At 32.0% G+C, this 13,302-nt stretch carries 12 protein-coding genes and 1 tRNA gene; 9 read left to right on the top strand and 4 right to left on the bottom strand.

Annotated elements, in window-relative coordinates; all coding sequences use genetic code 11:
* Window position 1 precedes the first annotated feature (1 nt).
* Entirely contained in the window at window positions 2-1,066 is a 1,065-nt protein-coding gene (locus ACYEKI_RS12125; RefSeq protein WP_459211459.1) for a sensor histidine kinase, read from the top strand.
* Here the strand turns inward: ACYEKI_RS12125 and ACYEKI_RS12120 are convergent.
* Window positions 1,019-2,071: a glycosyltransferase gene (locus tag ACYEKI_RS12120; protein WP_459211458.1), complete on the bottom strand. Its 1,053-nt coding sequence runs from the start codon at window positions 2,069-2,071 to the stop codon at window positions 1,019-1,021. The two genes, ACYEKI_RS12125 and ACYEKI_RS12120, sit on opposite strands and share 48 nt — an antisense overlap.
* 188 nt (window positions 2,072-2,259) lie before the next feature.
* On the opposite strand from ACYEKI_RS12120, the gene trmB reads away from it, so the two are divergent.
* From trmB to ACYEKI_RS12095, 5 genes are all read left to right on the top strand, one after another.
* A complete protein-coding gene (gene trmB / locus ACYEKI_RS12115) occupies window positions 2,260-2,934 on the top strand; it encodes a tRNA (guanosine(46)-N7)-methyltransferase TrmB (RefSeq protein ID WP_459211457.1) in 675 nt (224 codons plus the stop codon).
* A gap of 8 nt (window positions 2,935-2,942) precedes the next feature.
* Window positions 2,943-3,563: a LysE family translocator gene (locus ACYEKI_RS12110; RefSeq protein WP_459211456.1), complete on the top strand. Its 621-nt coding sequence runs from the start codon at window positions 2,943-2,945 to the stop codon at window positions 3,561-3,563.
* 10 nt (window positions 3,564-3,573) lie between these two features.
* Window positions 3,574-3,912: an MGMT family protein gene (locus ACYEKI_RS12105; RefSeq protein ID WP_459211455.1), complete on the top strand. Its 339-nt coding sequence runs from the start codon at window positions 3,574-3,576 to the stop codon at window positions 3,910-3,912.
* Window positions 3,913-4,431: 519 nt separating this feature from the next.
* Window positions 4,432-5,568: an Mrp/NBP35 family ATP-binding protein gene (locus ACYEKI_RS12100; RefSeq protein ID WP_459211454.1), complete on the top strand. Its 1,137-nt coding sequence runs from the start codon at window positions 4,432-4,434 to the stop codon at window positions 5,566-5,568.
* A gap of 20 nt (window positions 5,569-5,588) precedes the next feature.
* Window positions 5,589-5,828 (top strand): NifU family protein, encoded by a 240-nt coding sequence (locus ACYEKI_RS12095; protein ID WP_459211453.1) that lies wholly within the window; start codon window positions 5,589-5,591, stop codon window positions 5,826-5,828.
* Between the two features lie 13 nt (window positions 5,829-5,841).
* Here ACYEKI_RS12095 and ACYEKI_RS12090 read toward each other — a convergent pair whose 3' ends face one another.
* Window positions 5,842-6,741, bottom strand: a complete 900-nt coding sequence (locus ACYEKI_RS12090; protein WP_459211452.1) for a metallophosphoesterase family protein — start codon at window positions 6,739-6,741, stop codon at window positions 5,842-5,844.
* A gap of 239 nt (window positions 6,742-6,980) precedes the next feature.
* Here ACYEKI_RS12090 and ACYEKI_RS12085 point away from each other — a divergent pair, with 239 nt between their 5' ends.
* A complete protein-coding gene (locus ACYEKI_RS12085) occupies window positions 6,981-7,136 on the top strand; it encodes a hypothetical protein (RefSeq protein ID WP_459211451.1) in 156 nt (51 codons plus the stop codon).
* Window positions 7,137-7,247: 111 nt separating this feature from the next.
* On the opposite strand, the gene ACYEKI_RS12080 is transcribed toward ACYEKI_RS12085, so the two are convergent.
* Together ACYEKI_RS12080 and ACYEKI_RS12075 are read right to left on the bottom strand one after the other, a co-directional pair.
* The gene (locus ACYEKI_RS12080) at window positions 7,248-9,593 is read right to left on the bottom strand and encodes a T9SS type A sorting domain-containing protein (protein ID WP_459211450.1); all 2,346 of its coding nucleotides are present in this window, start codon (window positions 9,591-9,593) and stop codon (window positions 7,248-7,250) included.
* A gap of 186 nt (window positions 9,594-9,779) precedes the next feature.
* Window positions 9,780-9,861 (bottom strand) — tRNA-Leu (locus ACYEKI_RS12075).
* 228 nt (window positions 9,862-10,089) lie between these two features.
* Here ACYEKI_RS12075 and ACYEKI_RS12070 point away from each other — a divergent pair.
* A complete protein-coding gene (locus ACYEKI_RS12070) occupies window positions 10,090-11,478 on the top strand; it encodes a dipeptidase (RefSeq protein ID WP_459211449.1) in 1,389 nt (462 codons plus the stop codon).
* A 317-nt stretch (window positions 11,479-11,795) separates the two neighbouring features.
* Window positions 11,796-13,211 (top strand): SDR family oxidoreductase, encoded by a 1,416-nt coding sequence (locus ACYEKI_RS12065; RefSeq protein WP_459211448.1) that lies wholly within the window; start codon window positions 11,796-11,798, stop codon window positions 13,209-13,211.
* Window positions 13,212-13,302 lie beyond the last annotated feature (91 nt).

Raw genomic sequence — 13,302 nt, 5'->3', positions numbered from 1 at the left:
GATGGCAAGAAGTTTTAAAAAAACATATAGATTCGCTTTTAGAACGTCTCTATATATCACATTAATATTAACGCTCATGTTGAGCGTTTTTTTATACATCCAGATGGTATTGAATTTATGGGTGTTATTAACATTTAGTATAGTTACATATATTGTATCTTTTTATATCATTCAACATAGAGTTGAAAAGTTTATCTATAAAAGAGTTAAGAAAATTTATGATAATGTAAAGTTGCTTGATGCAGATGATTTAGTACATAAATCAGTTACAACAGATATGTCTACATTAACGCAAGAAGTTGAAAAGTTTGCGTTAAATAAGAAAACAGAAATTGAAGCATTAAAAGGAAGAGAGACCTATCGTAAAGAGTTTATGGGAAATATTTCTCATGAGCTCAAAACACCATTGTTTACAGTTCAAGGATATATATTAACCTTACTTGATGGAGCAATGGATGATGAAGCTGTTCGTAAAAAATACTTAGAAAGAGCAAATAAAGGAGTAGAGCGATTAATCTATATTGTTAAAGATTTGGATATGATTACCAAATTAGAGGTAGGAGATCTAAATCTCAATGTAGAAATCTTTGATATCATAGAATTAACACAGAGTGTATTTGATTTGTTTGAGATGAAAGCAGCCAAGAAAAATATTGCGCTTACGTTTGATATGGATTATGAAGAACCAATATGGGTAGCTGCAGACAAAGAACGAATCCAACAAGTTTTGACGAATTTGGTTGTTAATTCTATCAAATACGGAAAAGAAGATGGAACGACAGAAGTAGGGATAGAAAACTTGATTAAAAACAAGGTTATCATTAGAGTGACTGATAATGGTGAAGGAATTACCGAAGAACATATCCCTAGACTTTTTGAACGTTTTTATAGAGTAGATAAAAGTGGTGCGCGTACAGAAGGTGGATCGGGTCTAGGATTATCTATTGTAAAACATATTATAGAAGCACATCAAGAACGCATCTATGTAGAAAGTGACTTTGGTGTGGGGAGTGAATTCTCATTTACCTTGGAAAAGGTGGAAGAGCTTCCCGAAGTTGATGTCTGATTCAAAATGTGTAAGACCAGAATATTCATTAATAGTATCTAGTTGAGACAAAGAGAATTCTTTTTGTTTACAACTAGGTACAATTTTTTGTTCTGTTAATCGCTTGGCAATATACTCCTGTTCAAATTGCCCTGGAGTAGGGATAAAAAATGCTTTTTTCTGTAGTTTGGCTAAATCCATAACTGTAGTATATCCAGATCTAGAAATGATAAGTTCACTGCTGTTAATAGCATGTTCAATTTCTTTACCTAATAAAAAGTTATATATAGTGATATTGTCAAGTTGAGAGATATGTTGTTTATCTTCGATTAAGCCACGTACAAATAAGATTTTTTTATGAGACTCCTTAAGCTCTTTAAGTAACTTTTCTTCAAGCATAGTGCGTTGAGGCTCAGGACCCGATAAGAGCACCATGATGTCATTTTCTATAGGTGTTTGTTGTGAAGAAAAACGACTAATAGGACCTATATATGATACAGCTTTTTTTGCTTTTTTAGGATGCCCTAAAGCACCACTTAGATTAGGTGAAGTAGCCATGTCAGGAACCCAACAAGCATCAAACTTTTTGATGTATTTATTATGAAGTTTAGTGCTGATTTTTGTGGTTTTTCCGGAGAGAACGGTCAGTTGATGCGTTATAAATACAGAAGGAATATCTTTATGACGTACTCCCATGCGATTATCTGAAATAATGCCGTAATAACGATCGCTTGTCAAGATTTTTTTGGTAGCCTTACGTTCTAGTTGAATTGCTTTTACAATTTTAGGACTGTTAAAAAGCATTTTAAACTTAAAGAAAGAACCTTTTTTGGCATACTTAATGTTGTATGATGGGAGTTCTATAGATTCAAGTGTAGGAAATTCTTTTTGAAGTAATGCTTTTGCATCTCCATCTGATGCAATAACAGGAGTGAATCCCTCTTGTAATAATGCATTTATAATGGGGATACAACGAGTAGCATGACCTAATCCCCAATTAAGAGGAGCAACTAGAATTTTCTTCACACGATTTCTTTTGAAAATGAACTAAAATAATATTGCTGTATTCATAGCAATAGTAGTTTATTGGAGTATAAAAACTAGAGTAGAAACAGTAATAAAACTTTAAAAAATAAATTATCTATAGAAAACGAAGATAAGGGAGTTAGTTAATGATTAGATTTCCTTAATTTTACCAAAAAATTAAATAATCTGTGGGGAGTAAGAATAAACTAAAACGATTTAACGAAAATAAAACATTTCATAATGTTATAGAACCTACTAGAGAAGAGGTAATCAATAATGCTTTGGATCTAAAAGGGAAATGGAGAGCGAATATCTTTAAGAACGATAATCCTATTGTTTTAGAATTAGGATGTGGTAAAGGAGAATATACAGTAGGTTTAGCAGAATTGTATCCAGATAAAAACTTTATCGGTATTGATATAAAAGGAGCTCGATTCTGGAGAGGAGCAAAAACTGCTATAGAAAAAGAAATGAATAATGTATGTTTTATTCGTACACAGATAGAACTTGTAACTTATATTTTTGATATAGCTGAGGTTGACGAAATATGGATAACTTTTCCTGATCCACAAATAAAATATAAGCGCACAAAACACCGTATGACTAATAGTGAGTTTTTAAAGCGATATAAACAAATTCTTAAACCAGAAGGAATTATGCATTTAAAAACGGATAGCGAGTTTATGCATGGATATACTTTAGGACTATTACATGGAGAAGGACATGAAGTATTATATGCAAATCACGATATTTATAAGAATCAAGGAGCTCCAGAAGAAGTTATTTCTATTCAAACTTTTTACGAAAAACAGTATTTAGAAGAAAATAAACCTATAACTTACACTAGATTTAAAATCAAGTAACTATACCATTGGAAATCACTAAACTCTTTTTTATAACTTTCTTATCAGCCTTTTTGGGGGTTATCCCTCCAGGATTGGTCAATATGACTGTGGCCAAAACGTGCCTTGAAAGAGGAAAGAAGAGCGGGATTTTTGTGGCTATAGGAGCTTCTGTAGTAGTGCTTTTTCAGGCTTTAATAGCTATCTTATTGGCTAGATATATTTTTAACAACCCTTATGTTAGAAATATTTTATTGCGCACAGGAGGGGTGGTTTTTCTTTTAATGGCTATTTACTTTTTTATCAAAGCAAAGAAAAAGAGCCCTAAAGTAAAAACATATAAGAGTGCTAAGACCAAAAGCTTTTTTAAAGGCGTTATGGTATCTATACTCAATATTTTACCAATTCCTTTCTTTTGTGCGATAGGAGCGGCACTACATGTTACTTATGATGCGCTTAATATCTCGGCATTCATCTTGGCAGCCGCTTTAGGAACATTTACTACCTTATATTTCTATGTGCTTTCATTTTTGAAAATAGAAAATAAAACAGCTAAATTTACAAGATACTCCAATTACTTTATGGCAACATTGATGTTGGTTTTGGTGATTGTAACATTAGCAAGGATCTATGTCACAGGATCGTTTTAAATAAAAAGCATTGAAAAAGGAAGAGAATAATTTTTTTGAAAGAGTCTATGAAGTAGCTCGATTAATCCCTTATGGGCGAGTAACATCATATGGAGCTATAGCAAAATATCTAGGAGCAGCTAGAAGTGCTCGTATGGTAGGTTGGGCTATGAATGCTTCAGGGAGCCAAGAAGAAGAAGTTCCAGCACATCGTGTTGTGAATAGAAAAGGAATGTTATCTGGTAAACACCATTTTGAAGGAACAAACCTGATGCAACAACTTTTAGAAAATGAGAACGTAAAAGTTGAAGACAATCAGGTTGTTGATTTTGAGAACATCTTTTGGGATCCTCTCAAAGAGCTAAATTGAACACAAATTAATTTAATTGAGGTTGTGGCATTTTGTTAATGAGATTAGAAATGGATACTACAACTGATAGTGATAAACGAAAAATCTATCCCACCCAACTGCTGGTATATATAGTAGTAATATTGTATTGGTTATAAGATCTTCTTTTAGATATAGATATTTGGTAAAATGAGTATGTCTTCTATCCTCCTCTGTTAGAGGAATAGTCTCTGCAATAACAACAGCATTTTTAAACGTGTTTTTTTGAGTCTGCACTAATTTTCCTTGGCTAAAAACAGAGGTGCATATAAAGATAGATAAGAGACAGAAAAATACGTTTGTTGAATTCATTGATTGGTAAAATAAAATAAGAAATTGCACATGAATTATGCCAGAATAAAAAGTTTTATAAAAACATTAAGAGTAGAGCAAGATTAACACCAGTCTATTTCGTCATATAAGCTTTATAATCTAAACTTTTCAAGTTATCTTTGTACCTAAACTAAAGTCAGCTATGACTTTAGAAAAAGAAAGAAAGTAATGAAAATTGATAAAAAAGAAATTCTAGCAGCACTAGAAACCATTACAGTAGCAGGAGAAGGAAAGAATATGGTAGAAAGTGGTGCTGTAAAGAATGTAGTTACCTTTGGTGATGAAGTTATCGTAGATTTGGTGTTAACAACACCAGCGATGCATATAAAAAAGAGAGCAGAAGTAGATATCATGAAAGTTATTCATGAAAAGGTGTATGAAAAAGCAAAAGTAAAAGTAAATGTAAAGGTAGAAGCACCTGCTCAAAATAAGCCACAAGAGATCAAAGGAAAACCTATTCCAGGTATAAATAATATCATAGCAGTAGCTTCAGGAAAAGGAGGTGTAGGAAAATCTACAGTAACTTCAAATTTAGCAGTTACTTTGGCAAAGATGGGATTCAAAGTAGGATTACTTGATGCCGATGTATATGGACCATCTGCACCAATTATGTTTGATGTAGAAAGAGAACGTCCGTTATCAGTTACAGTAGATGGTAAATCAAAAATGAAGCCTATAGAAAGCTATGGGGTGAAAATTCTATCGATAGGTTTCTTTACAAAACCCGACCAAGCCGTGGTATGGAGAGGGCCTATGGCGGCAAAAGCCTTGAATCAAATGATTTTTGATGCTGCATGGGGAGAATTAGATTTCTTATTATTGGATTTACCTCCAGGAACAGGAGACATTCATTTATCGATCATGCAGTCGTTACCAATTACGGGAGCAGTGATTGTAAGTACACCTCAAAATGTAGCATTAGCAGATGCTAAAAAAGGAGTAGCGATGTTCCAACAAGAAAGTATTAATGTACCTGTTTTAGGTATTATTGAGAATATGGCTTATTTTACGCCACCAGAATTACCAGAAAATAAATACCATATTTTTGGAAAAGATGGAGCAAGAAACTTGGCAGAAGATTTAAAAGTACCGTTCTTAGGAGAATTACCGTTAGAACAAAGTATTAGAGAAGCGGGAGATGTAGGTAGACCAGCAGCAATGCAAATGGCTACAGTTACAGCAGAAGCTTTTGAAGAGATAACAAAAAATGTTGTACAAGAAGTAGTAAGACGTAATGAGAATTTACCTCCTACAGAAGCTATAAAAATTACAACAATGGCGGGTTGTTCTACCGTTAAGAAATAAAAAGATAAAGATATAGAAAAATGACATCAGAAGAGATTAGATTAAATGTAGAGAAAGCACTAGAAGAAATAAGACCTTTTTTAAAAAATGATGGAGGAGATATTTCTTTGGTAGCTATAGAAGATGATAAGTTGGTAAAAGTCCAATTAGAAGGAGCATGTGTAGGATGTAGTGTTAATCAAATGACATTAAAATCTGGAGTAGAGATGACAATTAAAAAGTATGCTCCACAAATAGAAGAAGTAGTAAATATAGGATAGTTTATAATGTGAATTATCCTTTTGGGATATAGCTACTTAATTTTTGAGGACCTTCTAGAGGTACTCTAATTATTTTTAAAGTACCGTCCTCTGTAGTTGCTATTTCCCATTTTATTAAAGTAATACATCCGTGTTCTATTTCGATACCAGTTATAGAGCGCGGATGAACACAACTCCCATCGTTAAATAAAGGAGTTTTGTTAGTTTCGGGAAATCGAGGTCTATGGGTATGACCTATAATCGTAAATAAATTATTGTTTTTACGAATCCAATCCTTAATACGCCTTTCAATCTTTATAGTACCTTTATAATTCTTGGCGGGACTAGTAGGATCTGCAATACCTATAATTTGTAAAGGTTTCCATAAGACGCGAACTAAAAAACGATTAATTCTCCATCCCACATAATTCATAAAGTCAGCCTGATGACCGTGTAACAAAAACAATTCTTGTTGTGTTTGCTCGTGTTTAAGCACTATAGCTTCATGAAAAGTGATATCAGGGAATAATGGTAGATGTTCATCTGATTTGGGCTCAAAATAGGTGCTTAAATGCTTTTTAACATAGCTTGGATTTTTCCATACCATATCATGATTACCCCATATTAAATGCAAGCGATCTTTTAGATAAAACTGACGTAAGGTTAAATAGATGTTTTTATGCGTTTTAAAAATGGTTTTGAATTCTAAATTTTCCCATAATTCATCACCATCACCTAGTTCAAAATAGGTGAAATCTTGCTCATAATAATATTTAATAGCATGATAATAGATGTTTCGATTATTAGCAAAATCATCGGCAAAACTATTGTCACCTCTATGACAATCACTAAATAAGATAAACTTAGAAGAATCATTAAAAGGAATGACTTTTGCAGTTTTATAGGCGTGATCTAAGCGAGATTGAGATGACATTTTACGGGGGCTTAAACGTATAAAATAATTAAATCAAAAAGGAGTTTATACTATTACAAAACCTTTTTGATACAGTTTTATTTAATTTTGTATGCTATAGTATAGCAAAAGGTAAATATATCAAAAATAACGATTGATTATAGCGTGAGATACGTAGGAACTGAAAAATTAATAGAGAAATAAAATGAAATAAATTAAAATAGATAAACCAGAATTCAATCAAAAATCAAATTAAAATTATGAAACGAAATTGCGAATTATTAGAAAAGCGTAGAGTCTACGTACAGAACTACGTACTCGAAAACCAACACAAACAACTAAAGCTTATCGTAGCAGAGCTTTCCGAGAGATTATTCCTATCAGAACGTACCATTTATAATATTATTAATCAATAAGAAAGAGTATATAATATCATTATAAAAAATAAAACCGGGATGGCATGTTATCCCGGTTTAATGAATGATCAGAAAAAACTTTTCTGAAAAAATATGGGGGTCAAAAGTGTGTTATAAAATGTAAAATTTCTTGATTAATCGCTCTTGCGTATTTGATACGATTTCTATCATATACATTCCCGAAGACAAATTGATTATATCTATTGTAGCGGTTGCATTATTAGCATTAAGTTCTTGTTGTTTTACAATTCGTCCAGAGATATCATAAATAGCTAAATTTCCTTCAATAGGAGCGCTAAAACCTAGATTGATAACTGTATTTGCTGGATTAGGATACAATGAGAAATTAAGTACTTTATGATCTTCTACAGAAAGTACATTTTCTTTTCTTACAATTACTTCCCATTCTTGAATATCACCATTTTCTGCAGTTACTTCATAGATTATAGGGCCATTAGAAAAATCTTGTCTAACAAGATTACTTGGAGTAACAGATGCACCAATAGAAACTCCTAAAAAAGGAGAAACAGAAGTAAGATTTATAGCACTATTTTCAGGTAAAACTAGTTCTACTTTGTGATTGTTAGTGTCTATAGAAGCCCAACTATGAGGATTATTGCGTATATCTCCAGTATAAAAATGGGTGAAATCATTATCAGAAAGTAAAGTAGAAGGCTCTACTACTGTAATTCTAAATGTTTTTGTAACTGTATGCTTACTATCATTGAGTGTTACTGTGATTAAAGAACTCCCTAATTGATTAATTGGAGTGTTGATATATAATACATTAGAATATAGTTGAATAATACCTGTCCTTAATAATGCATCTGATGGTATAAGAGTAGGATTTGACGAAGTTATGGTTGTTGATAAAATATCAAACGGAGTGTCTGCATCCGAAACAAAATTAGCAAGAATAGGGTTCGACGCACTATAACGTTCTCCTCTTTTTATAGTAATATCCATTACGTTTAATGTAGGAGGAAGATTGTTCTCTGGTAAAACACGAAGATGTATTCTAGCTAAACTTTTTGAATTGTTAATTCCTTCAGCTTGAATTGTTATAACCGTACTACCTATAGTATCTGGTAACTCGGTAAATGAAACATTAAAATCATCGCCCTGAATGTGATTTACAGAAATGTTTTGAGCACCAATAATTGCTCCATCAGAAGAGAAAACACTGATATTTTGATGGTTTTTTATGCGAATAGGGATATCTGGAATGATTATACCACTTTCGGCTAATGTAAATCTTTGATCTTGATCGACTAAACTGATTTCTGGAGTGTCTACTTGACCTAATAAGGTTATAGAATGATCATCTGTAGATAACGAAAAGAAATTATTGCTTTGATGAAAAGGAGTTAATTGATAAGCATTGTCTATTATAGCTACTTGAGTGTCATCATGTGATAAAAAATTTCCAGTAAAAGCAATAGTTCCATCGGGGTTAATCGAATAAGAGATAATTTTATTTCTAAACTCAGAAGTAAAAACACTCACTCCATAATCTACAACATATAATTCTTTACCATCATTAGAAACCACAACTTCTTTTATGAAATCAGCAAAAAAACCATAAGTAAAATTAGTTCCTAATTGAGTTTGTTCTTTTTGTATTAAGTTCAATGATCCAGTAGTCGTATCTATATCAAAAACTAAAATACCACCTCTATCAAAAACAACATTAAAAGGGCCTATTATAGGTCTTTTGGCTATGTAAATGTGATTGTTGTGTATGGTAATATCTTTTAAGTGACCTAAAGAACCATTTGCTTCCTCAATTTCATCTGTAAGTGTTAAATTACCTGAAACATTATCTATACGAAAAGTATATATAGCTCCTTTAAGAGTATCTGAACTTAAAACATATAAAAAACCATTATTATCAGTTGTAATATTGAGAAACTGATCTCTAGTATTTGATAGTGATAATTGTTGCTCAAGAGTTAAAGTACCGTCTGCTTGAATTTGAAAATAACTTACTAATCTTTTTTGAATAGCATAAAGGCGATTAGTGTTATTGTCTAAAGTAACATTAAGAAGAGGTGAACCATTATTATTTAAGGTGTAATTGTTTTCAATAGTAATGTTTTGAGTAGTATTATCAATTTTTAAATGAATAATTTGTTCAAGAGCATCAGTAAAATACAAATCAAATCCATTAGAGCTAATTAATAAAGCATTAGTTTCGTCTTTTAAATTGGCGATATTTAAATTAAGGTCAGATGTGTGTATAAAAGAAAGAACACCATTAGTATCAACTGCATAGGTGCTAATATCTCCAGTGCTCTCTAATACATATAAGAACTTATCATCGGTAGATAAGGCTTGATATAAAGGATTATCGTTAAAATGACTAAGGGTGTTAGTGTCAAATTTTTGTAATGGTACAATTCCTGCAAACAGAAAAAAGGTGTTGAGGAAACCTAATAAGAGTAGAATTTTTTTCATAATATTTTTTCTTTTTCATAGCATTATCTCTATAGCGCAAAATGAGATAATATTTTTTTTAGCATATACAAAACGATAATACTAAGGTTTAACCCTACCTTAAAAATGTTTTAAATGGATTTTTTTTAATAGTATGAAGAAAAAGAAAATAAAAAAAGCTGAATCGATCGATTCAGCTTTTTGCAGTGCGGGCGGAGAGACTCGAACTCTCACACCTCGCGGCACTAGATCCTAAGTCTAGCGTGTCTACCAATTCCACCACGCCCGCATTTTCTGATTTTACAAATATACTTAGGACTGTTTGTAAAACGAGTGCAAATATAAACAATACTTACAATGTACAAAGAATATTTTGAACTTTTTTTAAATAAAAAATGTGTTTAATGGATAAGTGTTTGTTAGTGAGGGAGATATTTTTTGATAAAATAACGAGAAAGAAAGATACTAAAACGAAATGATCGATTTTTAGTACTTTTAGACTCAAAAGAAAAACAAAATGGAAATCATACAATCCTATATAAAAGAACATAAGCAACGCTTTATAGATGAACTTTTAGAATTATTAAAAATACCATCGGTAAGTGCAGATCCTAGTTACAAAGATGATGTGATTAAAACTGCCGACGCAATAAAAGAAAGATTACTTGAAGCAGGATGTGATCAAGTCGAAATATGCGAAACACCAGGATATCCTATCGTTTATGGAGAAAAGATCATTGATTCTAATTTGCCTACTGTATTGGTTTATGGACATTATGATGTGCAGCCAGCAGATCCAATAGAACTATGGGATTCACCACCATTTGAACCTGTAATCAAAAAAACAGCATTACATCCAGAAGGAGCAATCTTTGCTAGAGGAGCATGTGATGATAAAGGACAGATGTATATGCATGTCAAGGCAATGGAATTGATGATGAAAACAGATTCATTACCTTGTAATGTAAAGTTCATGATAGAAGGAGAAGAAGAAGTAGGATCAGAAAGTTTAGATTGGTTTGTAAAACGAAATCAAGAAAAACTAGCTAATGATGTGATTTTAATTTCAGATACAGGAATGATCTCTAATACACAACCATCAATTACTACTGGGTTAAGAGGGTTGAGTTATGTAGAAGTAGAAGTTACAGGACCTAATAGAGATTTACATTCTGGGTTATATGGAGGAGCTGTAGCAAATCCTATCAATGTATTAAGTAAGATGATCGCTTCATTACAGGATGAAGATAATAGAATTACTATAGAAGGATTTTATGACAATGTAGTAGAGCTAAGTGACGAAGAAAGAACAGAAATGGCAAAAGCTCCGTTTGATCTAGAAGAATACAAAAAGTCAATAGACTTGGCAGATATTCATGGAGAAAAAGGATATACTACAAATGAGCGTAATTCTATAAGACCAACTTTAGATGTAAACGGAATCTGGGGAGGATATACAGGAGAAGGAGCAAAAACGGTAATAGCAAGTAAGGCTTACGCCAAAATATCAATGCGATTAGTACCTAATCAAACACCAGATGAGATTACAGAAAAATTTGTAAAACACTTTAATAAGATAGCACCAGCATCTGTTAAAGTTAAAGTAACACCTCATCATGGAGGACATTCTTATGTAACTCCGATAGATAACATTGGATATAAAGCAGCAAATAAAGCATATACAGAAACATTTGGAGTACCAGCAATACCACAACGATCTGGAGGTAGTATTCCTATTGTAGCATTATTTGAAAAAGAATTAAAGAGTAAAACTATTTTAATGGGATTCGGTTTAGATAGTGATGCGATACACTCACCAAACGAACATTATGGAATCTTCAATTACTTGAAAGGAATTGAGACTATTCCGTTATTCTATAAGTACTTTACCGAAATGAGTAAATAAAAACAAAAACGGTTGCTTTCTTTAGCAACCGTTTTTGTTTAAAATGAATTCTAAATACAATTATATACTAACGCTTTCTTAACAATATTTGAGATAAAAACAGTTATCTTTAATATAAAGAAATTGTAATTATATATATGTTACACAAATCTTTTTGGCAGAAGATAGAGGGCTTATCTAAAGGGTTTTACCGATAAAATAAATTTGGGGGTGAAATGCTAAAACCTGATAGGAACTAACTACATATCATATAATTATAGAGAGCTATTCAATATTTGGATAGCTCTTTTTTTGTAACTTTAAGAAAAGGGTGATTCATGAAGATATTATTAACAGGAGCAACGGGATATATAGGTAAACGACTATTACCAGCCTTGATAGAAAAAGGGTATACTGTAATTTGTTGTGTAAGAGACCGCAATAGATTTTATGTGCCATCATCAATACAAGCATTGATAGAAGTAATAGAAGTAGATTTCTTAAAGAAAGAAACACTGATAAATATACCTCAAGATATAGATGCAGCATATTATTTAATGCATTCAATGTCTACAACTTCAAATTACCAAGAATTAGAAGAAAGAGCAGCAAAGAATTTTAGAGAAGCAGTAAAAAAATCAGCTATAAAGCAAGTTATTTATTTAAGCGGAATTATCAATGAAACGACATTATCAAAACATTTAACCTCTCGTAAAATAGTTGAAGAAACTTTGGCACAAGGAACATATCATTTAACAACACTTAGAGCAGGAATCATTATAGGATCAGGTAGTGCCTCTTTTGAAATAATAAGAGATCTTGTAGAAAAATTACCCGTTATGGTAGCTCCCAAATGGTTACATACAAAATGTCAACCAATAGGTATTAGAGATGTGATCGATTTTTTAATGAAGAGCTTATTTCATAAAGAAACTTATGATAAGAATTTTGATATAGGAGGGCCAGATATTTTGACTTATAAACAAATGTTATTAGGTTTTGCCAAAGCAAGAGGACTACAGCGAAAGATATTTATTGTACCAGTAATGACACCTAGACTTTCTTCATATTGGTTATACTTTGTTACCTCAACAAGTTACAAATTGGCAATAGCACTAGTAAATAGTATGAAGGTTGAAGTGATATGTAGAAATCATAATATTAATAAAATTGTAGGAGTAGTCCCAGCAGATTATCAAACGACTTTAAGTAGAACGTTTAGAAAGATAGAAGCAAATCAAATCATTTCCAGCTGGAAAGACTCCTTGATAAGCGGACGCTTTAATTTTAAGCTATCAGATTTTGTAAAAGTCCCTACATATGGCTGTTTTACAGATAAACGAGTAAGAAAAGTCAAGAATAAAAGCAATTGTTTAGGCCGTATATGGAGTATAGGAGGTGATAAAGGATGGTATTATGCCACTAGATTATGGAAAATAAGAGGATTTCTTGATAAATGCGTGGGAGGAGTAGGGTTACGTAGAGGGCGAACACAACCTGATCAAGTAACTATGGGAGATGCTATTGATTTCTGGAGGGTATTATATGCAAATAAAGATGAAGGAAGATTATTACTTTTTGCAGAAATGAAACTACCAGGCGAAGCTTGGCTTGAATTTAAAATAGAAGAGGATACTTTATATCAAACAGCAACATTTAGACCTAAAGGAGTGCTAGGACGATTGTATTGGTACAGTGTATTGCCTTTTCATGAAATTGTATTTAAAGGGATGATAAATAAGCTGGTGGAATAAAAAAGTTATATATTGGTAGATCAAAAACATTCATCAAATTTTTTAATGTATTATAAAGTTTACCGAATAACAGAGGTCTTAAGAATCATAT

Origin of the sequence: Aquimarina rhabdastrellae, assembly GCA_947387485.1 — a bacterium.
GTDB lineage: Bacteria > Bacteroidota > Bacteroidia > Flavobacteriales > Flavobacteriaceae > Aquimarina.
The sequence above is the reverse complement of the archived record's forward strand: the minus strand, read 5'-3'. Positions and strand labels throughout refer to the sequence as shown.